Here is a 24,385-nt window from a genome sequence, read left to right as displayed (position 1 = left end):
GGAAAAACAATGCGCGCAACGGATAAGCAACGCGGTTTTACATTACTGGAAATTATGGTGGTAATTGTCATCATTGGCGTACTTGCCAGCCTGGTGGTTCCCAACCTGATGGGCAATAAAGAAAAGGCGGATAAGCAAAAAGCCGTCAGCGATATCGTGGCACTGGAAAACGCCCTGGATATGTACAAACTCGACAATCATCGCTATCCAACCACAAATCAGGGGCTTGAATCCTTAGTCGAAGCGCCGACACTGCCACCGCTGGCCGCAAACTATAACAAGGAAGGTTATATCAAGCGTCTGCCTGCCGATCCCTGGGGCAATGATTATGTCCTCGTTAATCCTGGTGAACATGGTGCATACGATCTGCTTTCAGCAGGGCCCGATGGTGAAATGGGAACCGAGGACGACATCACCAACTGGGGTTTGAGCAAGAAGAAAAAGTAAGTCAGCGATGAATCAGCAACGCGGGTTTACCCTGCTGGAGATGATGCTGGTGCTGGCGCTGGTCGCTATCACGGCAAGTGTGGTGCTCTTCACATATGGTCGGGAGGATGTCGCCAACACTCGTGCGCGCGAAACAGCGGCGCGGTTTACCGCTGCACTTGAATTAGCCATCGACCGCGCTACGCTCAGTGGTCAGCCTGTCGGTATCCATTTCTCTGATTCAGCATGGCGCATTATGGTACCGGGCAAAAAACCATCAGCCTGGCGCTGGGTTCCATTACAAGAAGATGCCGCAGACGAGAGCAAAAATGACTGGGATGAAGAACTCTCAATTCATCTTCAGCCATTTAAACCTGATGACAGCAACCAACCGCAGGTGGTGATTCTGGCCGACGGACAAATCACGCCCTTCTCTTTGATGATGGCTAACGCAGGGACCGGTGAGCCGCTCCTGACGTTAGTCAGTTCAGGCTCATGGCCCCTGGATCAAATGCTCGCCAGAGATACCCGCCCATGAACAAACAATCAGGGATGACACTGCTTGAAGTCTTACTGGCGATGAGTATTTTCGCCACTGTTGCGCTGGCTTTAATGAGCAGCATGCAAGGGCAACGAAATGCCATCGAGCGGATGCGTAATGAGACGCTGGCGCTGTGGATCGCAGATAACCAGCTTAAGTCGCAAGATACATTCAACGATGAAAACACGTCCAGTTCAGGCAAAGAGATAATTAATGGCGAAGAGTGGAAATGGCGCAGCGATGTCCATTCAAGCAAAGACGGCACGCTTCTGGAACGCACCATAACGGTGACGTTACCCAACGGTCAGAAAACCGCTCTGACTCGTTATCAGAGCATCCATGATAGATCCGGGCAGGCGCAAGATGATTAATCGCCAACAAGGTTTCACATTGCTGGAAGTCATGGCGGCGCTGGCGATCTTCTCAATGCTTGGCGTGCTGGCGTTTATGATTTTTTCGCAAGCTTCCGAGTTGCATCAACGTTCACAGAAAGAAATCCAGCAGTTCAATCAGCTACAGCGCACCATCACCATTCTTGATAACGATCTCCTGCAATTGGTCGCCCGGAGGAATCGGAGTACGGACAAGATCATGGTGTTGGGTGAAGAAGCTATTTTTACCACGCAAAGTCGCGATCCGCTGGCTCCTCTCAGTGAAGCACAAACCTTACTCACAGTTCACTGGTATCTGCGAAATCATACGCTCTACCGTGCTGTTCGTACTTCTGTGGATGGCAGGAAGGATCAACCCGCCCAGGCGATGCTGGAACATGTCGAGAGCTTTCTTCTGGAAAGTAACAGCGGGGAAAGCCAGGAACTTCCTCTCTCAGTCACGTTACATCTGCAGACTCAGCAATATGGGGTGTTACAGCGCCGTTTTGCATTACCTGAGCAGTTAGCGAGAGAAGAGTCGCCAGCTCAGACGCAGGCCGGGAATAATAACCATGAATAATGAACAACGCGGCGTCGCGCTGCTCATTGTACTCATGTTACTGGCGCTCATGGCTGCTCTGGCAGCAGACATGACGCTCAGTTTTCACAGCCAGCTTCAGCGAACCCGCCAGGTAAACCATCATTTGCAACGGCAATATGATATTGAACTGGCGGAGAAACTTGCGCTTGCCAGTCTCACCCAGGACGTTAAAGATAACGACAGACAAACCACGTTGCAGCAGTACTGGGCACAACCGCAACAGTTGCAGCTGGAAAATGGCAATACAGTGAAGTGGCAGTTACGCGATGCCCAGCACTGTTTTAATCTCAATGCGTTAGCAAAAATCTCTGACGACCCGCTGGCTTCCCCTGATTTCCCCGCCCAGGTATTCAGTGCGCTGCTGATTAACGCCGGTATCGATCGCGGAAACACCGATGAGATCGTGCAATCAATCGCTGACTATATTGATGCCGATGATTCGCCACGCTTTCACGGCGCAGAAGATAACTTTTACCAAAGCCAAACGCCGCCTCGCCATAGCGCCAATCAGATGCTTTTTCTGACCGGCGAATTGCGTCAGATAAAAGGCATAACCGAAAACATCTATCAGCGGCTTATCCCGTATGTCTGCGTTCTCCCAACCACGGAACTTAGCATCAATCTTAATATGCTTACGGAGAACGATATTCCGCTCTTCAGAGCGTTATTCCTCAATAACATCACGGATGCTGACGCTCGGGTCTTATTACAAAAAAGGCCCAGGGAAGGCTGGCTAACCACGGATGCATTTCTTTACTGGGCGCAGCAGGATTTCTCCGGCGTGAAGCCTCTGGTAGCTCAGGTGAAAGGGCATCTCTTTCCCTATAGCCGCTATTTTACGCTGAGTACGGAAAGTATCAGCGACGAACAATCCCAGGGATGGCAAAGCCATATTTTTTTCAACCGTAAACAGCAGAGCGCCCAAATCTATCGGCGTACGCTGCAACTCTACTAATCATAAGGATCGTGATGCCTGAATCGTTGATGGTTATACGTTCTTCCTCGACGCTGCGTAAGCATTGGGAATGGATGACGTTCTCCGCAGATAGCGTATCTTCGGTACATACGCTCACAGACGATCTTCCGCTGGAGTCGCTGGCCGATCAGCCCGGTGCCGGAAATGTTCATCTTTTGATCCCACCAGAGGGCCTTTTATATCGTTCCCTCACGCTGCCCAACGTCAAATACAAACTCACCGCACAAACATTGCAATGGCTGGCAGAGGAGACGTTACCCGATAACACCCAGGACTGGCACTGGACGGTTGTCGATAAACAAAACGAAAGTGTCGAGGTGATAGGCATTCAGTCGGAGAAACTCAGTCGCTATCTTGAGCGTTTACATACTGCCGGACTCAACGTGACGCGGGTTTTGCCAGATGGCTGCTATCTTCCCTGGGAAGTAGATAGCTGGACTCTGGTTAACCAGCAAACAAGCTGGCTCATTCGCAGTGCCGCACATGCATTCAACGAACTGGATGAACACTGGTTACAGCATCTTGCTGCCCAGTTTCCGCCTGAGAATATGCTTTGTTATGGTGTAGCACCTCACGGCGTTGCAGCGACCAATCCACTTATCCAGCATCCTGAAATACCATCACTGAGTTTGTATTCTGCCGATATTGCATTCCAGCGCTATGACATGCTGCATGGTGTTTTTCGTAAACAGAAAACTGTAAGCAAATCGGGAAAATGGCTCGCCCGCCTGGCAGTAAGCTGTCTCGTTCTCGCCATTCTTTCTTTTGTTGGCAGCCGGGGCATCGCGCTCTGGCATACGCTTAAGATTGAAGATCAACTTCAGCAACAACAGCAAGAAACCTGGCAACGTTATTTCCCGCAGATCAAACGCACCCACAACTTTCGTTTTTACTTTAAGCAGCAACTCGCTCAGCAATATCCTGAAGCTGTGCCGTTGCTCTATCATTTACAAACACTTCTGCTGGAACACCCTGAACTGCAGTTAATGGAGGCGAACTATAGCCAGAAGCAAAAGTCGCTGACCTTAAAAATGAGTGCTAAGAGTGAAGCCAATATCGATCGTTTCTGTGAGTTAACACAGTCCTGGCTTCCGATGGAAAAAACAGAAAAAGATCCGGTCAGTGGTGTATGGACAGTAAGGAACTCAGGGAAATGATTAAATCATGGTGGGCAGAAAAATCCACATCGGAAAAACAGATCGTTGCGGCACTGGCGGTTCTCTCGCTCGGCGTTTTTTGTTGGCTTGGGGTGATAAAACCGATAGATACCTACATTGCAGAGCATCAGTCCCACGCGCAAAAAATTAAGAAGGACATCAAATGGATGCAGGATCAAGCGAGCACCCATGGTTTACTTGGTCATCCTGCGCTTACGCAGCCCATCAAAAATATCCTTCTCGAGGAAGCAAAACGTGAGAATTTGACTATCACGCTGGAAAACGGTCCGGACAATACTCTGACAATTCATCCTGTCACAGCTCCCCTCGAAAACGTCTCCCGTTGGCTCACTACGGCACAGATAACACACGGTATTGTTATTGAAGATCTTCAGTTTACTCTTGCCGGAAACGAAGAGATCACCCTCAAGCATTTGTCCTTCAGGGAGCAACAATAATGGCAATGCTACTGCCGCTCTTCATTCTGGTTGGTTTTATGGCAGGTTATTTTGTTAATGCCATGGCCTATCACCTCTCGCCTTTGGAGGATAAAACGGCGTTAACGTTTCGCCAGGTATTGATTCATTTCAGGCAAAAAAAATATGCCTGGCATGATACAGTGCCCCTGATACTTTGCGTTGCTGCTGCTATCGCCTGCGCCCTGGCACCTTTCACGCCCATCGTGACTGGCGCACTCTTTCTCTATTTCTGTTTCGTACTCACGCTCAGTGTTATTGATTTTCGCACTCAGCTCCTGCCCGACAAACTCACCTTACCGCTGCTCTGGCTTGGCTTGGTATTTAATGCGCAGTATGGATTAATTGATTTACATGATGCGGTTTACGGCGCGGTAGCGGGCTATGGGGTGCTGTGGTGTGTTTACTGGGGCGTCTGGTTAGTTTGTCACAAAGAGGGATTGGGCTACGGTGATTTCAAGCTACTGGCCGCTGCAGGCGCATGGTGTGGCTGGCAAACGTTGCCAATGATACTGCTGATTGCCTCGCTGGGTGGCATTGGTTACGCCATCGTTTCACAACTTCTGCAACGCCGGACTATAACCACTATCGCATTCGGCCCGTGGCTTGCGCTCGGCAGCATGATAAACCTGGGGTATCTGGCCTGGATCTCGTATTAACCGGGAGGGTTCTCCCTCCCGACACGGCTCAACCTTCTTCGCGGATCTGTGCTTGCAGATAATTTTGCAGGCCCATCTTCTGAATCAGATCAAGTTCCGTTTCCAGCCAGTCGATATGGCCTTCTTCATCACGCAAAATTTCTATCATCATATCGCGGCTGACGTAATCATGAACGCTATCGGCATAACCAATTGCCTCACGCAAATTCTTCGCGCCATCCAGCTCAAGTGCCAGATCAGAACGCAGCATTTCCTCAACATCTTCACCAATGTTCAGTTTGCCCAGGTCCTGTAAGTTTGGAAGACCTTCCAGAAAAAGAATGCGCTCAATATAACGATCGGCGTGTTTCATCTCATCAATGGATTCATGATACTCCACATCATTGAGACGTTTAAGACCCCAGTTTTTAAACATCCGGGCATGAAGAAAGTACTGATTGATTGCGACAAGCTCATTTCCCAACAGTTTGTTGAGATAATTTATAACTTTAGTATCACCTTTCATTTTTTGACTCCTTCGCTTCCACTCTTTGAAGCGTAGAACGGCTTACGAGTAAGTCAAAAAACACACTCCGTTTATGCGGACTCCTTAAACTCCGGCAGCTGCATTAATTCGTCCTCCATCACTTCACGCGCGGCCCGGACACATTTACCGCACTGATTGCCGACCGGAATAAATTTTTTTAATTGCTGGAACGAGTGAGGGGAAAACTGGCGCACAGCCTGACGAATTTTTTTATCGCTGATACCATTACAAAGACAAACGTACATAGAGACTCCCGTATACTTTCTTCAAAAATAAATGAAAATAGTTCTTATTTCAATTACGGAAAGACTCTTTTTTAAGCAAAAAATAGAAATATGAATAAAAATAATGGGCTACCAAAAGTAGCCCATTGACAAAAAATGCGGCGATACCGGAAGGTATCGCCAACACATTTATTGCTTAGTAAACGGCGCGAAGATTTCGCTAAATGCGTACTTCGGTGCCTGTTCTTTAGTCAGGCCGTGGAATTCCGGAGACAGGTTAGTGCCGCCCGGCAGGTCGCGCGCGATTGACCAGATACCAACCATACCGAGATTACGCTTCTGCGCATCCTGCATGACCAGACGAGCATCAGAGAGATAGAACACCTCGCCCTGAACGTCGTTCACGCCAACCATCGGCGTGGTACCCATCATAGCGTCAATTTCTGCATCGCTCTTGTTGGGATGGAGGCCTTTCAATTGTGAATGCAGGTTGGCAATCGCAGACGTTGCACACTTACCGTGAATGTTCTGGCCTTCGGTATTTGCAGACTGACAAATCGCGTTACCGTAGTCCATTGTCATCACGTTCACACCCGCCAGCTCAACACCTTTCGCTTTGGCATCGCTCAGGACATTCATCCCTTCCGGCGTCAGGCCAGTCGGTAGAATTGGCAAGGTGTACCAGATAGCAATATCTTTGCCTTCTGACTTCCATTTATCCTGCACTTTCTTCACAGCAAGGTTACGGCGTTCAATAGATGCCTGATCCGCAACCCAGGTGCCTTCGATATCGAAGTCCAGGACTCTGAGGTTCAGGTTATCAACGATGTCATAATAATGCTGCATCAGATCGTCTACGTTCTTACAGGAAGCAGCCAGCGGAGCGTTGTTAGCACCACCGATAGACAGCATCACATCGCCGCCAGCCTCACGCAGAGCTTTGATTTTGCTGTACTGAGCGTAATTCTGCATACCGTAAGCGGTACCCCATGTCGGCAGACAGGTGTTCGCATCTTTACTCACCACAAACGCCAGCGTGAAGTGGTTGACGTTATGATTCTTAGCCAGCGCAGCCAGATCCGGGATCGTATTCAGCGTAAAGTCAACATACGGTGCATAAACGTGTTTCGGCCACGCTTTCTTCGGCGTACCTACACGTTCTTTGGTTCCGGTCCAGTCAACAAAAACACGCCACGGGTTGCTGTCAGAAGGAGAAACTTTCTGCACTTTACTCTGAGAAATGTAGTTCGCACCGTTAAAGCGAATCAGCGTATCGCTGGCATAAAGCGTTTCTGGATTAAACTGCGGCGCATTATTCAGCTCTTCGTTGCTATAGCTCTGAGCCTTACCTAACGGCTTCCACGGGCGGCTATTGCTACCGGTGGCGTTTTGGTTCGCAACCAGAGCAGGGTTGTCGCTTTGCGTCCAGAACAGCGCTTCATAAGCCTGCCCATCAACAACAACGCGATCACCTTTCACGTACACGGTGGAAGCGGACCATGCTTTCGCCGGTTCGTATTTCTTCCACGGGTTATCGCCGCCCGGGACAAAGCCCCATGCGTCTTGATCGACAGAGGTTTTATAATGTGCATCGTTATAATCTACGATGCTGTCCGCGCTGTACGCTTTGCTGGCCTGGAAACCATCCGCAACAATGACGCCGCCGTTATCAATTTCACAGGTAGTCGGGTTACCGTACTGACTCATTTCCGCAGCGGTAGCTGTACGCACGAGACGCCATGGGTTATTGGAGTTTTCTGCACTAGTGCCACGTGGGCAATCTTCAGAACCAACCCACCAGGCATTCTGATAAACATTACCATTGAAGATAACATGGTAAATTTCGCTACCTTCCTGGCCACTCCACGCCTGCAGTGAGTAATCGTTACTGCTATCCGCTGGTGTTGATGGCTCGTTATTATCCGGAGTTGGAGTAACTGGAGTTACCGGTGTTTCCGGAGTTGGATCAACCGGAGTCACAGCACCGCTATTATTATCCGGCTTAACGGAACAGGAACCCGGATTACCATACAGGCTGATTTCTGTTGCCGTTGCCGCGCGAACATAACGCCATGGGTTGCTGGCATCGTTTTCTTTCGCATCGCCTGGGCAATTTGCCGCGCCTACCCACCAGGCGTTCTTATAAATGCCGCCGTTGTAGATAACGTACCATGTAGAAGAACCTTCCTGACCTTTCCAGGCTACGACAGCATAGTTGTCGTTTGACTTATCAGCTGGGGCTGGCTGAACATCAGGAGCCGGTTTAACGTCCGGTGCCGGTTTCACATCCGGTGCAGGCTGTGGTGCTGAAGTACAGGACTGTGGATTACTGGTTTCTGAGATTTCCGTTGCCGTAGCGGCACGAACATAACGCCATGGGTTGCTGGCATCATTGCCTTTCGCATCACCCGGGCAGTTAGAAGAGGCTACCCACCAGGCATTTTTATATACCGCACCATTAAAGACGACATACCAGGTCTGACCGCCCTGCTGTTTATTCCAGGCAACTACAGAAGAATTAGACGGAACAGTGCCCTGTGCTGGTGTAGCCGAACCGCCATTAGCCGGCGTATTGGATGCAGGCGTATTTGAATTTGAAGAAGATGAGCTGCCGCTCTTTTCGCAGGAAAGTGTATTGCCAAACTGACTAATTTCAGCAGCTGTCGCGGTACGCTTTAAACGCCATGGGTTAGTTGCATCATTTGCTTTTGCTTTTCCCGGGCAATTTGTAGAAGAAACCCACCAGGCATTTTCATAAATTTTGCCATCGAAAATAACCTGATATTTATTACCACCTTGTTGGTTATTCCATGCTTCCATTGCCAATGCTGGCAGAGCGGAACACACCAGCCCCATACCAATCATAGATTTAGTAAATATATTTAATTTCATTATAATCCCTTGTGACGTAAAAACTGCAAAACAAAAGTCCTACGCAGGAATTATTTACGTTTTACGAGAACCCTTCAATATGAATTAAATTACGGCATTAAAAATAAGAAAAAAGCCTGACAAAAGAAGCATTTTAAAAACAGAAACATTCATATTTAAGATATTAAATTTAATTTATATTTTAAATATGAATAATTTATTCGTTCTGACAGTACGAATAAGATATGCAGTCAACAAATGCAAAAAGGGCGCCGAAGCGCCCTTTTTAATTCGAAACTAATTAACGTGTAATTAGCCCAGAACTTTAGCAACAACGCCCGCGCCAACGGTACGGCCGCCTTCACGGATTGCGAAACGCAGACCGTCGTCCATCGCGATCGGGTGGATCAGGGTAACAACCATTTTGATGTTGTCGCCCGGCATTACCATCTCTACGCCTTCCGGCAGTTCGATGGTACCAGTCACGTCAGTAGTACGGAAGTAGAACTGCGGACGGTAGCCTTTGAAGAACGGAGTATGACGGCCGCCTTCATCTTTGGACAGAATGTACACTTCAGATTCGAACTTGGTGTGCGGCTTGATGGTGCCCGGCTTAGCCAGTACCTGACCACGTTCGATTTCTTCACGTTTGATACCACGCAGCAGAACACCTACGTTCTCACCAGCACGGCCTTCGTCCAGCAGTTTGCGGAACATTTCAACGCCAGTACAGGTAGACTTCTGAGTCTCTTTGATACCAACGATTTCAACTTCTTCACCAACTTTGATGATACCGCGTTCTACACGACCGGTAACAACGGTACCACGACCGGAGATGGAGAATACGTCTTCGATCGGCAGCAGGAACGGCTTGTCAATCGCACGCTCTGGTTCCGGAATGTAAGAATCCAGGAAGCCAGCCAGTTCCAGGATTTTCGCTTCCCACTCTGCGTCGCCTTCCAGCGCTTTCAGAGCAGAACCACGAACGATCGGAGTGTCGTCGCCCGGGAAATCGTACTGAGACAGAAGTTCACGAACTTCCATTTCAACCAGTTCCAGCAGCTCTTCGTCATCAACCATGTCGCATTTGTTCAGGAACACGATGATGTACGGAACGCCTACCTGACGACCCAGCAGGATGTGCTCACGAGTCTGCGGCATCGGGCCGTCAGTCGCAGCAACTACCAGGATCGCGCCGTCCATCTGAGCAGCACCGGTGATCATGTTTTTAACATAGTCGGCGTGCCCCGGGCAGTCTACGTGTGCGTAGTGACGGGTCGGGGTGTCATATTCAACGTGAGAAGTGTTGATGGTGATACCACGAGCTTTTTCTTCCGGCGCGTTATCGATCTGGTCGAATGCACGAGCAGCACCGCCGTAGGTTTTAGCCAGTACGGTGGTGATTGCAGCGGTCAGAGTAGTTTTACCGTGGTCAACGTGGCCGATAGTACCAACGTTAACGTGCGGTTTTGTACGTTCAAATTTTTCTTTAGACACGGCTATATTCCTTACTATAGTGCTCTCCCCTTCAGGAGAGAGCACGGGACTTTGGTATTAACCCTTAGGCTTATTTACCACGGGCTTCAATTACGGCCTGAGCAACGTTACTCGGCGCTTCATCATACTTCAGGAATTCCATGGTGTATGATGCACGACCTTTGGTCAGAGAACGCAGCTGAGTTGCATATCCGAACATTTCAGACAGCGGTACTTCAGCGTGGATCTTAACGCCAGTAACTTCAGATTCCTGACCTTTGAGCATACCACGACGACGGCTCAAGTCACCGATAACGTCACCGGTGTTCTCTTCCGGAGTTTCTACTTCAACCTTCATGATCGGCTCAAGCAGAACTGGTTTCGCTTTCTTAAAGCCTTCTTTAAAGGCGATAGAAGCAGCCAGTTTAAACGCCAGTTCAGAGGAGTCAACGTCATGGTAAGAACCGAAGTGCAGACGAATACCCATGTCTACTACCGGGTAGCCTGCCAGCGGACCTGCTTTCAGCTGTTCCTGGATACCTTTATCAACGGCCGGGATGTATTCGCCAGGGATTACACCACCTTTAATGTCGTTGATGAACTCGTAGCCTTTCGGGTTTGAACCCGGCTCCAGCGGGTACATGTCGATAACAACATGACCATACTGACCACGACCACCAGACTGTTTCGCGTGTTTACCTTCAACATCGGTAACTTTCTGGCGGATAGTTTCACGGTAAGCAACCTGCGGTTTACCTACGTTCGCTTCAACGTTGAATTCACGCTTCATACGGTCAACGATGATGTCGAGGTGCAGTTCGCCCATACCCGCGATGATGGTCTGGTTAGATTCTTCGTCAGTCCATACACGGAAAGACGGGTCTTCTTTAGCCAGACGGCCCAGAGCCAGACCCATTTTTTCCTGGTCAGCTTTGGTTTTCGGTTCAACTGCGATGGAGATTACCGGCTCAGGGAATTCCATACGTTCCAGAATGATCGGCGCATCCGGGTCACACAGGGTGTCACCAGTGGTTACGTCTTTCAGACCGATAGCAGCAGCGATGTCGCCCGCGCGAACTTCTTTGATCTCTTCACGTTTGTTAGCGTGCATCTGAACGATACGACCGAAACGCTCACGTGCAGCTTTCACGGAGTTCAGTACGGTATCACCAGAGTTAACCACACCGGAGTAAACACGGAAGAAGGTCAGGTTACCAACAAACGGGTCGGTAGCGATTTTGAACGCCAGTGCAGAGAACGGCTCGTCATCACTTGCGTGACGTTCAGCCGGAGTGTCTTTACCGTCGTCCAGGATACCGTTGATCGCAGGTACGTCAACCGGGGATGGCAGGTAATCGATTACCGCATCCAGCATCGCCTGAACACCTTTGTTCTTGAACGCAGAACCACAGGTTACCAGGATGATTTCGTTGTTCAGAACGCGCTGACGCAGAGCACCTTTAATCTCTTCTTCAGTCAGTTCTTCACCACCCAGGTATTTTTCCATCAGCTCTTCAGAAGCTTCAGCTGCGGATTCGATCAGGTTCTGGTGCCATTCGTTAGCCAGTTCAACCATGTCTGCCGGGATATCTTCGTATTCGAAGGTTACGCCCTGGTCAGCGTCGTTCCAGTTGATAGCTTTCATTTTCACCAGGTCAACAACACCGGTGAAATGTTCTTCAGCACCAATCGCCAGCTGCAGCGGAACCGGGTTCGCGCCCAGACGGGTTTTGATCTGGTTAACAACTTTCAGGAAGTTCGCACCCATGCGGTCCATTTTGTTAACGAACGCAATGCGCGGAACTTTATATTTGTTTGCCTGACGCCATACGGTTTCAGACTGCGGCTGAACACCACCAACTGCGCAGTAAACCATTACCGCACCATCGAGAACACGCATGGAACGTTCTACTTCGATTGTGAAGTCAACGTGCCCCGGGGTGTCGATGATGTTGATGCGATGCGGCTCATACTGCTTAGCCATACCAGACCAGAATGCAGTAGTCGCAGCGGAAGTGATGGTAATACCACGTTCCTGCTCCTGCTCCATCCAGTCCATGGTTGCAGCGCCGTCATGAACTTCACCGATTTTATGGTTTACACCGGTGTAGAACAGAATACGTTCGGTAGTAGTGGTTTTACCGGCGTCGATGTGCGCACTGATACCGATGTTACGGTAGCGTGCGATGGGTGTTGTACGAGCCATTTGTTTCCTCGTTTATCTTTTAGGCGTTCAATTTAAGTAGCCCAAAGCGGGCTGCTTACTGGAAGCGCCCGCCTGGTGACTAAAACTCCGAAGGGATTACCAACGGTAGTGTGCGAACGCCTTGTTGGCTTCGGCCATACGGTGAACGTCTTCACGTTTCTTAACTGCAGTACCTTTGTTTTCTGCAGCATCAGAAAGTTCGTTCGCCAGGCGCAGAGCCATGGATTTATCACCGCGTTTACGAGCAGCTTCAACGATCCAACGCATTGCCAGAGCATTACGACGAACCGGACGGACTTCAACTGGTACCTGATAAGTAGAACCACCAACGCGGCGAGACTTAACTTCTACAGTCGGGCGCACGTTTTCGAGAGCTACTTCGAATGCTTCCAGTTCAGATTTACCAGAGCGCTGAGCCAGGGTCTCCAGCGCGCTGTATACGATAGATTCAGCAGTAGATTTTTTACCATCTACCATCAGGATATTTACAAATTTAGCCAGCAGTTCTGATCCGAACTTCGGATCCGGCAGAATTTTACGCTGACCAATGACGCGACGACGTGGCATGGAAATACTCCGTTGTTAATTCAGGATTGTCCAAAACTCTACGAGTTTAGTTTGACATTTAAGTTAAAACGTTTGGCCTTACTTAACGGAGAACCATTAAGCCTTAGGACGCTTCACGCCATACTTGGAACGAGCCTGCTTACGGTCTTTAACGCCGGAGCAGTCAAGCGCACCACGTACGGTGTGGTAACGAACACCCGGGAGGTCTTTAACACGACCGCCACGGATCAGGATCACGGAGTGCTCCTGCAGGTTGTGACCTTCACCACCGATGTAGGAAGTCACTTCGAAACCGTTAGTCAGACGAACACGGCATACTTTACGCAGCGCGGAGTTCGGTTTTTTAGGAGTGGTAGTATATACACGAGTACATACGCCACGTTTTTGCGGGCATGCTTCCAGCGCAGGCACGTTGCTTTTCGCAACTTTGCGAGCACGTGGTTTGCGTACCAGCTGGTTAACTGTTGCCATTAAATAGCTCCTGGTTTTAGCTTTTGCTTCGTAAACACGTAATAAAACGTCCTCACACAATATGAGGACGCCGAATTTTAGGGCGATGCCGAAAAGGTGTCAAGAAATATACAACGATCCCGCCATCACCAGGCCATCTGGCTGGAGTGCTTAACCGTAAGTCTGACGAAATCAGTATAGTCAATGAGAATGATATCGTTCGAAATTTGACCAGTCAAACCGCGGGCAATAAGGTCTTCGTTCAGGGCATAGACCTTAATGGGGGCATTACGCAGACTTTCAAGGTAGCGGTTACCGTCAACTGCGGCAGTTACACCATCTTGCAATAACAGCAGTTCGTCGCCTTCACTGAGCAGACGCAGCAGCGCAGCAAAATCCGTCAGCCAGGGTGAACGATGTAATGTGTGCAGCATAAACGCCTCAAAACCTCAAAATAACATCGTAGTTGGCGAGTTCGCGGCGTAAGGCATCTGCTTCGAGCGGCGTGGCTTCGACAACAAAGGGTGTCTGCGGATCTAACCCGCGTTCGCGCAGTGAAGCCGCACAAACCCAGCACTGTTCAATGTCGTACAGACCCAACAATTTAAAAGTGGCAATGTAATCACGCGCCAGCACTGCATCGGGCTTTTGTCCTGGCAACAGCTGAAAAACGCCATCAGCAATAAAGAAGACAGCCAGATCGTCAGTTAATGCGGAAGTTGCCAGTAAAGCATCTAAACCTTCCCGACCAGCAGCTGTACCATGAGGCGCAGTAGAAAAAACAAACGCAATTCGTTTCATCAGAACTGTACCACCCTGTCACAGGTCAGCGAGGCTTCCGCCAGCGCGCCAAGTCCGCTTAAGGTAAATCCCGGCTGAAGGTTTGACGAAGCCAGCCCCAGTCTTCCGGCCTCCGTTTCATCGACGATACCGCGGCGTAACGCTGCCGCTACGCAGATATTCAGCGCCACACCATGTTGCGCATTCAACTGTTGCCAGCCGCGCACAAGGTCAAATTCGTCACTTGCCGGTGAGGTCAATTGGTTAGCGTTATAGACCCCTTCCCGATAAAAAAAGACGCTGCTTAACTCATGGCCTTCTGCAATCAGCGCCTGCGCATACTGAAAAGCACTACTCGCCTGTTGCGTACCGTATGCTGGCCCGGTCACCACGATGGCAAAACGCATTACTTATCTTGCCCCTGGAAATCACCGCTTTTGAACTGGCGGATGTAGAGATAGACAGTGTGTTTGGAGATGTTCAGGCGGTCAGCAACCTGGTTGATCGCATCTTTAATATCGAAGATCCCTTTCTCGTAGAGATTTAGCACGATCTGACGATTTTTTGCGTTATTAGAAACATTGCGATCGGCATTCACTTCTTCGATGGTGAACTCCAGCGTTTGGGTAACCAGATCTTCAACAGAAGAGGCAAAGTTGACGCTTGAACCGACATCCGGGGTTTCTGGCGGCACAAAAGTGCTCATAATCTGCGAGAAGGGAACATCAAGATTCATATTGATGCACAGCAGACCAATTACACGCTGTTCGCGGTTACGAATCGCGATAGTCAGGGACTTCATTAATACGCCGCTTTTGGCGCGAGTAAAGTAGCATTTAGAAACGCTGCTATCCGCTCCCGTCATATCGTGCAGCATACGTAGCGCCAGGTCGGTAATTGGCGAACCAATCTTCCGGCCTGTATGTTCACCGTTAGCAATGCGAATGGCTGAACATTTTAGATCCTGCAAAGAGTGCAAAACGATTTCACAGTGGGAGCCAATAAGCATCGCTAACCCGTCCACCACCGCTTCGTAGGATTTCAGAATATCAAAATCGGTCTGGTCGAAAGGACGTTGATCCAGTAAATCCAACTCACTGGTTTCGTTGGTTAAAAGCGACCTGGACATGAAAAAAAACACTCCTTTTCAGGAGCCTGTCGTTAACTTTTCAGGGCAGGCTCATTAATGATGCGGGTAACTAAATTAATACAGCGGAGGTTCCGCTTTCCAGCACTAATTATATCCGGCCTGTAATAAAAAAACCGCCGCCTGGTCAGGCGGCGGTTCTTAATGCTTATTTTTTAGCAGAATCTGCGGCTTTCGCATCAGCTTCCGGCTTTGCATCAGCCTTCGGCGCTGGTTTCACATCCAGCAGCTCTACGTCAAACACCAGGGTAGAATTCGGTGGGATCCCCGGAACACCCGCTTTGCCGTAAGCCAGTTCTGGTGGAATAACCAGTTTGATCTTACCGCCTTTCTTGATGTTCTTCAGACCTTCTGTCCAACCCGGAATAACACCGTCCAGACGGAAAGAGAGCGGTTCACCACGGGTGTAAGAGTTGTCGAACTCTTTACCGTCGATCAGCGTACCTTTGTAGTTCACGACAACAGTATCGCTGTCTTTCGGTGCTTCGCCTTTACCGGCTTCGACTACCTGATAAACCAGACCAGTTGAAGAGGTTTTCACACCTTTCTCTTTGGCAAATTTCTCGCGGTACTCTTTACCTTTCGCTTCGTTATCTGCCGCGTCTTTTTCCATCTTCGCCTGAGCAGAAGACTTCACGCGAGCTTCGAATGCTTGCAGTGTCTGTTCGATCTCTTGGTCGGAGAGTTTGCTCTTATCAGCAAATGCATCCTGAACACCAGCGATCAGCTGATCTTTATCCAGTTTGATGCCCAGTTTTTCTTGTTCTTTAAGAGAATTTTCCATGTAACGACCCAGCGAAGCACCCAGTGCATAAGCTGATTTCTGATCGTCATTTTTGAACGCTGCTTTGCTGTCAGCAGTTGTAGCAGGTTTTGCAGCTTCAGCAGCAAAAGTGATCGGTGCATGCAGGGCAACGGCCATTGTGGTCGCCAGCAGCGTTACTTTAAACAGTGATTTCATCCATATCTCCAGGATCGGGGCATCTCACCCCAGGGTTAACTATTATCAGAAGGGTACTATAAAGCGTTGTCGAACAAATCTACATACAGACACGCCCTATTATCATCTATTTTCAGACTCTTTTTGTTTAAATTAGTTTCGATGACCGCGAAATGAGTGCTGTCTCGGGCAGCAAAGTTAAGTAGAATCCGCGGCGACCATTCGACAAAAGAGGTGAATCATGCAGGATTTATCATTGGAAGCACGCCTGGCAGAGCTGGAGAGCCGACTGGCTTTTCAGGAAATCACCATTGAAGAACTGAACGTCACGGTGACCGCTCATGAAATGGAGATGGCGAAACTGCGCGATCATCTGCGTCTGCTGACCGAGAAGCTAAAAGCCAGCCAGCCGTCGAACATCGCGTCGCAGGCTGAAGAAACGCCACCGCCACATTATTGAGGCGTAAAAAAAGCGGGGATTCCCCGCTTTTTTGTCACTTTTTCGGTATTAGTGGCAACCGCAACCGCCGTTACCTTTACCGCCGCAGCAGCCTTCGCCACCGTGTTCATGACCGTGATCGTGGCCATGACCACCGCAGCAACCGTCGTGGTCGTGATCGTGGTGATGATCGTGCGCACCGTGAACGTGGCCATGAGCCAGTTCTTCTTCAGTCGCTTCGCGAATCGCCACAACTTCAACGTTGAATTTCAGGTTCTGACCGGCCAGCATGTGGTTACCATCAACCACGACGTGATCGTCTTCAACCGCAGTGATTTCAACCGGTACCGGACCCTGGTCGGTTTCAGCCAGGAAACGCATACCTACCTGCAGTTCATCAACGCCCATAAATACGTCTTTAGGAACGCGTTGCACCAGGTTTTCGTCGTACTGACCGTAAGCGTCGTTCGCGCCAACAGCGACATCAAATTTGTCGCCAACTTCGTGACCTTCCAGCGCCGTTTCCAGGCCAGAGATCAGGGAACCGTGACCATGCAGGTAGTCCAGCGGCGCACTCACCGGAGACTCATCAACCAACACACCGTCTTCTGTACGTACCTGATAGGCCAGGCTGACCACCAGGTCTTTTGCTACTTTCATGATATCTCCTGAGCATGGGAAGAATAGTGGCGCAGATTGTAGCGGAATTCTGCAGCCGTGTACTCACTAGCTTAAAAAAACTCGGCGCATATCGCTAGTCCGGATGAAAAATCCCGATCACTTGCTCATCTTTGCGAACGTGATCGCGGGCTTCTTTGTCTGCTTCTCGCATCTGATGTCCACACTTAACACATTCAACAATATCAATATTATTTTCGCGCCACATCGCCATTGAATCCTGTGCCTGACAGGCCGGGCATTTTGCGCCCGCAATAAAACGTTTTCGGATTGCCATCTTTACCCTCTACTCAAATTCATCCCAGCCGTCCAGCTGGCGTCGTTCTTGTTGCATTTCACGCTGGAAAATCTCTTCCAGTTCGCGTCGGGCTTCCCTGGCGCGAGAAATTTGTACGGTATCGGTATGCATTGGGATAAGCTCTCGCAGCATCCGCATATCCAGGCGGCGAAAATGCAGTTGCGCCCGCTGTGCCTGATGTGGATGCATGCCAAGCGTGACCAGCGTCTTGCGCCCCAGCTCTAACGCACTTGAGAATGTCTCACGAGAAAACTGCGTCACCCCTGCCTGTAATAACTCATGCGCCTCCACACGTCCGCGCGCTCGCGCAAGAATATGCAAATGCGGAAAGTGCTGCTGGCATATTTCCACCAGCTTCATAGTGTCTTCCGGCTCGTTACAGGTAATGACGATAGACTCAGCGGCCTCTGCACCCGCAGAACGTAAAAGATCTACCTGCGTGGCATCACCGTAATAAACTTTGTAGCCATATTTGCGCATCAGGTTAACGGCGCTGATATCCCGCTCCAGCACAGTAATGCGCATTTTATTTGCCATCAGCAAACGACCAATCACCTGACCAAAACGCCCGAAGCCCACGACAATGACCTGCGGTTTATCATCGTTGACCCACGGTTTTTCATCCTCTTCTTCCGGTCCGTTAAACTGGCGGGATAGCCATTTATCTACCAGCTTCATCAGCAGCGGCGTGGTCATCATGGAAAGCGTCACCGTCACCAGCAACAGCGCCATCTGGTCACCCTGGAATAAGCGTTGTGAAGAAGCGGTAGAAAAGAGCACAAAGGCAAACTCACCGCCCTGACTCAACACGCCGGCAAACTGCATCCGCTCTGAGCTACGCACGCCATACAATCGCGCCAGCAGATACAGCACGAGAATTTTCACCGCCACCAGCACAACCACAGCTATCACTACCCACAACAGATGGGTATAAAGCACCCCGAGATTGAGCGACATGCCGACAGATATAAAGAACAAACCGAGCAGCAAGCCTTTGAAGGGATCGATAGCCGTTTCCAGTTCATGACGATATTCACTTTCCGCCAGCAGCACGCCCGCAATAAACGTACCGAGCGCCATCGACAGCCCCAACGCATCCATAAACAATGCGGAACCCAACACCAACAGCAGCGTCGCGGCGGTGAACACTTCCCGCACGCCAGAAGCTGCAATAAAACGGAATACCGGACGCAGTAAATAGCGCCCGCCAATCAGCATGCCGACAAACGCCAGCACCTTCATGCCGATCTTCATCCAGTCGAAATGTTCGTCTGCCGACCCCGCCAACAACGGCACTAACGCCAGCGCCGGGATCACCGCCAGATCCTGAAACAGCAGAACCGAAAAACCTAGCTGCCCGGATTCGCTGCGATTCATCCCTTTCTCACGCATCAGTTGCAACGCCATTGCGGTTGAGGACATCGCAAGGCCAATACCACCGACCACCGCCGCCTGCCAGGCGAAATCCGTCAGCATCAATAATCCCGCCAGCAACGCCGCGCTTAACAGCACCTGTGCCGCACCTACGCCAAAAATCGAACGCCGCAATTGCCAAAGCTTGGAGGGATTCAACTCCAGGCCAATGATAAACATCAGGAACACCACGCCGAGCTCCGAAAAGTGGAGGATCTCATCGACGTCGCTAATAAAACCCAGCCCCCACGGGCCAATTGCAATCCCTGCCAGCAAATATCCCAACACAGCGCCAATACCCAGCCGCGATGCCAGCGGCACCGCAGCCACCGCCGCGAAGAGAAACAACACTCCTGCGAGTAAAAAATCGGAACCTTCCATCAGCGGCCTCCTGGAGACAGCGGATTTGCCAGCCAGTCACCGTAGGCTCTGGCGTGACTCGCCAGCTCCTGTGCGCTTTGCCGTCTCGCCCAGTAAATAATGATGGGACTCAACCAATGCATCCGGCACATGCCCGCCGCTAGTTCAAAGGGGCGCAGAACATCGCTCATCGGGTAGCGATTCAAGGCGTCATAACGGTAAGCACTTTCCGGCTCGCCGGTGGTAATCACGCTACGCCAGTACTTTCCCGCCAGTTGGTTTCCTCCCGGCCCGCTGGCAAAACCACGGCTTAATACCCGGTCCAGCCACTCTTTCAGTAGCGCCGGGCAGCTATAGGTATAAAGAGGATGCTGAAAGACAATCACCTCGTGCTCGCGCAGTAATGCCTGCTCACGGGGGATATCAATAAAAAAATCGGGATAGTGCGCGTAAAGGTCGTGCACGGTAACATTGCTGAGCTGCGTGGCCGGTTTAAGCAGTACCCGGTTTGCCACCGAGTCCTGAGATTCCGGATGGGCATACAGCAGCAAAACTTTCGCTGGCTGAGACATCATCCCCCTCCCGGTATGGTTTTTGTGTATAGTCGCTGTTTTGGGCTACCATTGCGCCCGGTGCGGCAGCTCGCCCATACATTACATTATCATAATGATAAGTTAACATAGTCTGAACATACGGCACCTTATGATTGTTTTCTCCTCGTTACAAATTCGTCGCGGCGTGCGCGTCCTGCTGGATAATGCCACCGCCACCATCAACCCCGGGCAGAAAGTCGGCCTGGTGGGTAAAAACGGCTGTGGTAAATCTACCCTGCTGGCATTGCTGAAAAATGAAATCAGCGCCGACGGCGGCAGCTACACCTTTCCGGGAAGCTGGCAACTGGCGTGGGTGAATCAGGAAACGCCGGCGTTACCGCAAGCGGCGCTGGAATATGTCATTGACGGCGACCGTGAATATCGTCAACTGGAAGCGCAGCTACACGACGCCAACGAACGTAACGACGGGCACGCCATCGCCACTATTCATGGCAAGCTGGATGCTATTGACGCATGGAGTATTCGCTCCCGTGCCGCCAGCCTGCTGCACGGCCTCGGTTTCAGCAATGAACAACTGGAGCGCCCGGTAAGTGATTTCTCTGGTGGCTGGCGTATGCGTCTTAACCTTGCCCAGGCGCTGATTTGCCGTTCAGACTTGCTGCTGCTCGACGAACCGACTAACCACCTCGATCTCGATGCCGTTATCTGGCTGGAAAAATGGCTGAAGAGCTATCAGGGCACGCTGATCCTGATCTCTCACGACCGCGACTTCCTCGATCCGATCGTTGATAAAATTATTCATATCGAACAACAAAGCATGTTCGAGTACACCGGCAACTACAGTTCGTTTGAAGTACAGCGCGCCACCCGTCTGGCGCAGCAACAAGCGATGTACGAAAGCCAGCAGGAACGCGTGGCGCATCTGCAAAGTTATATCGACCGTTTCCGTGCCAAAGCCACCAAAGCGAAGCAGGCCCAGAGCCGCATTAAGATGCTTGAGCGTATGGAGCTGATTGCCCCGGCGCACGTTGACAACCCGTTTCGTTTTAGCTTCCGCGCGCCGGAAAGCCTGCCTAATCCGTTATTAAAGATGGAAAAAGTCAGCGCAGGCTATGGTGATCGCATTATTCTCGACTCGATTAAACTGAATCTGGTCCCCGGCTCGCGCATTGGTTTGCTAGGCCGCAACGGCGCGGGTAAATCGACATTAATCAAACTGTTAGCTGGCGAACTTGCGCCAGTCAGCGGTGAAATTGGTCTGGCGAAAGGGATCAAGCTCGGCTACTTCGCCCAGCATCAACTGGAATACCTGCGCGCCGACGAATCGCCTATTCAACATCTGGCACGTTTAGCGCCGCAGGAGCTGGAACAAAAACTGCGTGACTACCTCGGCGGCTTTGGTTTCCAGGGCGATAAAGTGACGGAAGAAACGCGCCGCTTTTCCGGTGGGGAAAAAGCCCGCCTGGTGCTGGCATTAATCGTCTGGCAGCGTCCGAATCTGCTGCTGCTCGACGAACCGACCAACCACCTTGACCTCGACATGCGTCAGGCACTCACCGAAGCATTAATCGAGTTCGAAGGCGCGCTGGTTGTCGTCTCGCACGACCGTCATTTGCTGCGTTCCACCACTGACGATCTCTACCTGGTTCACGATCGTAAAGTCGAACCGTTCGACGGCGATCTGGAAGATTATCAACAGTGGTTGAGCGACGTACAAAAGCAGGAAAACCAGGCCGACGACGCGCCAAAAGAGAACGCGAACAGCGCCCAGGCACGTAAAGATCAGAAGCGTCGGGAAGCGGAGCTGCGTGCGCAAACCCAGCCACTGCGTAAAGAGATTGCCCGTCTGGAAAAAGAGATGGAAAAGCTGAACGCACAGCTGGCGCAGGCGGAAGAGAAACTCGGCGACAGCGAACTGTACGATCAAAGCCGTAAAGCAGAACTGACCGCCTGCCTGCAACAGCAAGCCAGCGCCAAATCCGGCCTGGAAGAGTGCGAAATGGCGTGGCTGGAAGCCCAGGAGCAGCTTGAGCAGATGCTGCTGGAAGGCCAAAGCAACTGATGGCGCAGATAACGACGACCGATGCCAATGAATTCAGCAGCAGTGCTGAATTCACCCCCATGCGCGGCTTTAGCAATTGTCATCTACAAACCATGCTGCCGCGTCTGTTTCGTCGTCAGGTGAAATTCACCCCACACTGGCAGCGACTGGAGTTGCCCGACGGCGATTTTGTCGATCTCGCGTGGAGTGAAGACCCCGCACAGGCGAAACATAAACCGCGTTTAGTGGTGTTTCACGGGCTGGAAGGCAGTCTCAATAGCCCTTACGCCCACGGTCTGGTTGAGGCGGCGCAAAAGCGCGGCTGGCTGGGCGTGGTGATGCATTTTCGCGGATGCAGCGGTGAACCAAACCGTATGCACCGCATTTACCATTCGGGCGAAACCGAAGACGCAAGTTGGTTTTTACGCTGGCTGCAACGCGAATTTGGTCATGCGCCAACGGCTGCCGTCGGCTATTCGCTCGGCGGTAATATGCTGGCCTGTTTGCTGGCAAAAGAAGGCAATGATCTCCCGGTTGATGCCGCGGTGATTGTCTCTGCGCCGTTTATGCTGGAGGCCTGTAGTTACCATATGGAAAAGGGCTTTTCCCGCGTTTATCAGCGTTACTTGCTGAACCTGTTAAAAGCCAATGCTGCGCGCAAGCTGGCGGCCTACCCCGGTACGCTGCCGATTAATCTCGCGCAGTTAAAATCGGTACGTCGCATCCGTGAATTTGACGATCTCATCACCGCCAGAATTCACGGCTACGCTGACGCTATCGACTATTATCGTCAGTGTAGCGCCATGCCGATGCTGAACCGGATCGCCAAACCGACGCTGATTATTCACGCCAAAGACGATCCGTTTATGGATCATCAGGTGATCCCGAAACCGGAAAGTCTCCCCCCGCAGGTGGAGTATCAACTGACTGAACATGGCGGTCATGTTGGCTTTATTGGCGGTACATTACTTCATCCGCAAATGTGGCTGGAGTCACGCATTCCTGACTGGTTAACAACGTATCTGGAGGCGAAATCATGTTGATTCCGTGGCAAGACCTCTCCCCCGAAACGCTGGAAAATTTAATTGAAAGCTTTGTGTTACGTGAAGGCACCGATTATGGTGAACATGAGCGTACACTTGAACAGAAAGTCGCCGACGTCAAACGCCAGCTACAGTGCGGAGAAGCGGTGCTGGTATGGTCAGAGCTGCACGAAACGGTCAATATCATGCCGCGCAGTCAGTTTCGCGAATAACCTGCAACCGTCGGCGGACGAGATAATAATGATAGCTAAGTCATGGAGTTACTATGTCTGCCAAACATCCGGTCATTGCGGTAACAGGATCCAGCGGCGCGGGGACCACCACCACCAGCCTCGCGTTTCGTAAAATATTCGCGCAGTTAAATCTGCATGCAGCCGAGGTGGAAGGCGACAGTTTTCACCGTTACACCCGCCCGGAAATGGACATGGCGATCCGCAAAGCGCGCGACGCCGGGCGGCATATCAGCTACTTCGGCCCCGAAGCGAACGACTTTGGCCTGCTGGAACAAACCTTCATTGAATATGGTCAGAGCGGCAAAGGGAAATCTCGCAAATATCTGCATACCTACGACGAAGCCGTACCGTGGAATCAGGTACCGGGGACATTCACCCCATGGCAACCTTTACCGGAACCCACTGATGTACTGTTTTATGAAGGTTTACACGGCGGTGTCGTCACACCACAGCATAACGTTGCGCAGCATGTAGATTTACTGGTCGGCGTGGTGCCTATCGTTAACCTTGAGTGGATTCAAAAACTGATCCGCGACACCAGCGAGCGCGGGCACTCACGAGAAGCAGTGATGGACTCAGTAGTGCGTTCAATGGAAGACTATATCAACTACATCACACCGCAGTTTTCCCGCACCCATCTTAACTTCCAGCGCGTTCCCACCGTCGACACTTCAAACCCGTTCGCGGCAAAAGGTATCCCGTCGCTGGATGAAAGCTTTGTGGTGATCCATTTTCGTAATCTGGAAGGGATCGATTTCCCCTGGCTGCTGGCGATGTTGCAAGGCTCATTCATTTCCCACATCAATACGTTAGTGGTGCCCGGCGGCAAAATGGGTCTGGCAATGGAATTAATTATGCTGCCGCTGGTGCAACGATTGATGGAAGGAAAGAAAATCGAGTAACTTTGCTATTATGCCGGATAAAATACTATC

29 protein-coding genes are annotated in these 24,385 nt (G+C 50.8%); 13 read left to right on the top strand and 16 right to left on the bottom strand.

Translation table 11 applies throughout. From position 1 onward, the window contains the following. Positions 1 to 9: 9 nt before the first annotated feature. Genes gspG through gspO form a run of 8 tightly spaced genes read left to right on the top strand, consistent with a single transcriptional unit; the run spans position 10 to position 5,207 of the window. Complete coding sequence (gene gspG / locus ACK8NJ_RS01995; protein WP_001202877.1) at positions 10 to 447, top strand: type II secretion system major pseudopilin GspG; 438 nt, start codon at positions 10 to 12, stop codon at positions 445 to 447. A gap of 7 nt (positions 448 to 454) precedes the next feature. Further along, a complete protein-coding gene (gene gspH / locus ACK8NJ_RS01990) occupies positions 455 to 964 on the top strand; it encodes a type II secretion system minor pseudopilin GspH (protein WP_034173972.1) in 510 nt (169 codons plus the stop codon). Continuing rightward, entirely contained in the window at positions 961 to 1,338 is a 378-nt protein-coding gene (gene gspI / locus ACK8NJ_RS01985) for a type II secretion system minor pseudopilin GspI (protein ID WP_001041737.1), read from the top strand. Before gspH ends, gspI begins: the two co-directional genes overlap by 4 nt. Next, positions 1,331 to 1,918 carry a type II secretion system minor pseudopilin GspJ gene (gene gspJ, locus ACK8NJ_RS01980; RefSeq protein WP_000610626.1) on the top strand — a complete coding sequence of 196 codons (588 nt, stop codon included), beginning with the start codon at positions 1,331 to 1,333 and terminating at the stop codon, positions 1,916 to 1,918. The genes gspI and gspJ overlap by 8 nt, the downstream gene beginning before the upstream one ends. Beyond that, positions 1,911 to 2,894: a type II secretion system minor pseudopilin GspK gene (gspK, locus tag ACK8NJ_RS01975; RefSeq protein WP_001058525.1), complete on the top strand. Its 984-nt coding sequence runs from the start codon at positions 1,911 to 1,913 to the stop codon at positions 2,892 to 2,894. Before gspJ ends, gspK begins: the two co-directional genes overlap by 8 nt. A 14-nt stretch (positions 2,895 to 2,908) precedes the next feature. Beyond that, positions 2,909 to 4,072 carry a type II secretion system protein GspL gene (gene gspL, locus ACK8NJ_RS01970; RefSeq protein ID WP_001115243.1) on the top strand — a complete coding sequence of 388 codons (1,164 nt, stop codon included), beginning with the start codon at positions 2,909 to 2,911 and terminating at the stop codon, positions 4,070 to 4,072. Beyond that, positions 4,069 to 4,530, top strand: coding sequence for a type II secretion system protein GspM (gene gspM, locus ACK8NJ_RS01965; protein ID WP_001389811.1), 462 nt, complete (start codon positions 4,069 to 4,071; stop codon positions 4,528 to 4,530). The genes gspL and gspM overlap by 4 nt, the downstream gene beginning before the upstream one ends. Then, positions 4,530 to 5,207 carry a prepilin peptidase GspO gene (gspO, locus tag ACK8NJ_RS01960; protein ID WP_001241109.1) on the top strand — a complete coding sequence of 226 codons (678 nt, stop codon included), beginning with the start codon at positions 4,530 to 4,532 and terminating at the stop codon, positions 5,205 to 5,207. Before gspM ends, gspO begins: the two co-directional genes overlap by 1 nt. A gap of 28 nt (positions 5,208 to 5,235) precedes the next feature. Here gspO and bfr read toward each other — a convergent pair whose 3' ends face one another. The 12 genes from bfr to fkpA form a co-directional block, all read right to left on the bottom strand. Further along, on the bottom strand, positions 5,236 to 5,712 hold the full coding sequence (gene bfr / locus ACK8NJ_RS01955) for a bacterioferritin (RefSeq protein WP_000675504.1): 477 nt from the start codon (positions 5,710 to 5,712) through the stop codon (positions 5,236 to 5,238). A gap of 71 nt (positions 5,713 to 5,783) precedes the next feature. Continuing rightward, positions 5,784 to 5,978, bottom strand: a complete 195-nt coding sequence (gene bfd / locus ACK8NJ_RS01950; protein ID WP_000289085.1) for a bacterioferritin-associated ferredoxin — start codon at positions 5,976 to 5,978, stop codon at positions 5,784 to 5,786. A 168-nt stretch (positions 5,979 to 6,146) separates the two neighbouring features. Then, entirely contained in the window at positions 6,147 to 8,849 is a 2,703-nt protein-coding gene (gene chiA, locus ACK8NJ_RS01945) for a carbohydrate-binding protein (protein WP_213707238.1), read from the bottom strand. A gap of 291 nt (positions 8,850 to 9,140) precedes the next feature. Further along, positions 9,141 to 10,325: an elongation factor Tu gene (gene tuf, locus ACK8NJ_RS01940; protein ID WP_000031783.1), complete on the bottom strand. Its 1,185-nt coding sequence runs from the start codon at positions 10,323 to 10,325 to the stop codon at positions 9,141 to 9,143. Positions 10,326 to 10,395: 70 nt separating this feature from the next. Beyond that, entirely contained in the window at positions 10,396 to 12,510 is a 2,115-nt protein-coding gene (gene fusA, locus ACK8NJ_RS01935; RefSeq protein ID WP_000124703.1) for an elongation factor G, read from the bottom strand. Between the two features lie 96 nt (positions 12,511 to 12,606). Next, the gene (rpsG, locus tag ACK8NJ_RS01930) at positions 12,607 to 13,077 is read right to left on the bottom strand and encodes a 30S ribosomal protein S7 (protein WP_001138043.1); all 471 of its coding nucleotides are present in this window, start codon (positions 13,075 to 13,077) and stop codon (positions 12,607 to 12,609) included. 96 nt (positions 13,078 to 13,173) lie between these two features. Further along, positions 13,174 to 13,548 carry a 30S ribosomal protein S12 gene (gene rpsL, locus ACK8NJ_RS01925; protein WP_000246815.1) on the bottom strand — a complete coding sequence of 125 codons (375 nt, stop codon included), beginning with the start codon at positions 13,546 to 13,548 and terminating at the stop codon, positions 13,174 to 13,176. Positions 13,549 to 13,673: 125 nt separating this feature from the next. Continuing rightward, positions 13,674 to 13,961, bottom strand: a complete 288-nt coding sequence (tusB, locus tag ACK8NJ_RS01920) for a sulfurtransferase complex subunit TusB (protein WP_000903375.1) — start codon at positions 13,959 to 13,961, stop codon at positions 13,674 to 13,676. Between the two features lie 7 nt (positions 13,962 to 13,968). Beyond that, positions 13,969 to 14,328, bottom strand: coding sequence for a sulfurtransferase complex subunit TusC (gene tusC, locus ACK8NJ_RS01915; RefSeq protein ID WP_000820714.1), 360 nt, complete (start codon positions 14,326 to 14,328; stop codon positions 13,969 to 13,971). Further along, a complete protein-coding gene (gene tusD / locus ACK8NJ_RS01910; RefSeq protein WP_001209716.1) occupies positions 14,328 to 14,714 on the bottom strand; it encodes a sulfurtransferase complex subunit TusD in 387 nt (128 codons plus the stop codon). The genes tusC and tusD overlap by 1 nt, the downstream gene beginning before the upstream one ends. Then, positions 14,714 to 15,436 (bottom strand): helix-turn-helix transcriptional regulator, encoded by a 723-nt coding sequence (locus ACK8NJ_RS01905; protein WP_000091466.1) that lies wholly within the window; start codon positions 15,434 to 15,436, stop codon positions 14,714 to 14,716. The genes tusD and ACK8NJ_RS01905 overlap by 1 nt, the downstream gene beginning before the upstream one ends. Positions 15,437 to 15,602: 166 nt before the next feature. Beyond that, positions 15,603 to 16,415 (bottom strand): FKBP-type peptidyl-prolyl cis-trans isomerase, encoded by an 813-nt coding sequence (fkpA, locus tag ACK8NJ_RS01900; protein WP_000838261.1) that lies wholly within the window; start codon positions 16,413 to 16,415, stop codon positions 15,603 to 15,605. Positions 16,416 to 16,635: 220 nt separating this feature from the next. On the opposite strand from fkpA, the gene ACK8NJ_RS01895 reads away from it, so the two are divergent. Further along, on the top strand, positions 16,636 to 16,854 hold the full coding sequence (locus ACK8NJ_RS01895) for a protein SlyX (protein ID WP_001153615.1): 219 nt from the start codon (positions 16,636 to 16,638) through the stop codon (positions 16,852 to 16,854). Between the two features lie 48 nt (positions 16,855 to 16,902). Here ACK8NJ_RS01895 and slyD read toward each other — a convergent pair whose 3' ends face one another. From slyD to kefG, 4 genes are all read right to left on the bottom strand, one after another. Beyond that, a complete protein-coding gene (gene slyD, locus ACK8NJ_RS01890; protein WP_000861334.1) occupies positions 16,903 to 17,493 on the bottom strand; it encodes a peptidylprolyl isomerase in 591 nt (196 codons plus the stop codon). A 94-nt stretch (positions 17,494 to 17,587) separates the two neighbouring features. Beyond that, positions 17,588 to 17,788, bottom strand: coding sequence for a YheV family putative zinc ribbon protein (locus tag ACK8NJ_RS01885; RefSeq protein WP_001007730.1), 201 nt, complete (start codon positions 17,786 to 17,788; stop codon positions 17,588 to 17,590). A gap of 9 nt (positions 17,789 to 17,797) precedes the next feature. Beyond that, positions 17,798 to 19,603, bottom strand: a complete 1,806-nt coding sequence (gene kefB / locus ACK8NJ_RS01880; protein ID WP_000399111.1) for a glutathione-regulated potassium-efflux system protein KefB — start codon at positions 19,601 to 19,603, stop codon at positions 17,798 to 17,800. Next, entirely contained in the window at positions 19,603 to 20,154 is a 552-nt protein-coding gene (gene kefG, locus ACK8NJ_RS01875; protein ID WP_001297514.1) for a glutathione-regulated potassium-efflux system ancillary protein KefG, read from the bottom strand. Before kefG ends, kefB begins: the two co-directional genes overlap by 1 nt. Positions 20,155 to 20,284: 130 nt before the next feature. Between kefG and ACK8NJ_RS01870 the strand changes: the two genes are divergently transcribed. The 4 genes from ACK8NJ_RS01870 to ACK8NJ_RS01855 are packed head-to-tail and all read left to right on the top strand — an operon-like array spanning position 20,285 to position 24,355. Further along, a complete protein-coding gene (locus ACK8NJ_RS01870; RefSeq protein WP_042002854.1) occupies positions 20,285 to 22,198 on the top strand; it encodes an ABC transporter ATP-binding protein in 1,914 nt (637 codons plus the stop codon). Further along, positions 22,198 to 23,220, top strand: coding sequence for a hydrolase (locus ACK8NJ_RS01865; RefSeq protein WP_000057394.1), 1,023 nt, complete (start codon positions 22,198 to 22,200; stop codon positions 23,218 to 23,220). The genes ACK8NJ_RS01870 and ACK8NJ_RS01865 overlap by 1 nt, the downstream gene beginning before the upstream one ends. Continuing rightward, positions 23,214 to 23,432 (top strand): YheU family protein, encoded by a 219-nt coding sequence (locus ACK8NJ_RS01860; protein WP_000907085.1) that lies wholly within the window; start codon positions 23,214 to 23,216, stop codon positions 23,430 to 23,432. Before ACK8NJ_RS01865 ends, ACK8NJ_RS01860 begins: the two co-directional genes overlap by 7 nt. A gap of 53 nt (positions 23,433 to 23,485) precedes the next feature. Further along, positions 23,486 to 24,355, top strand: coding sequence for a phosphoribulokinase (locus ACK8NJ_RS01855; RefSeq protein ID WP_001274680.1), 870 nt, complete (start codon positions 23,486 to 23,488; stop codon positions 24,353 to 24,355). Positions 24,356 to 24,385 lie beyond the last annotated feature (30 nt).

The organism is Escherichia sp. F1 (assembly GCF_046764225.1).
In the GTDB taxonomy this organism is placed as follows: domain Bacteria; phylum Pseudomonadota; class Gammaproteobacteria; order Enterobacterales; family Enterobacteriaceae; genus Escherichia; species Escherichia coli.
The sequence above is the reverse complement of the archived record's forward strand: the minus strand, read 5'-3'. Positions and strand labels throughout refer to the sequence as shown.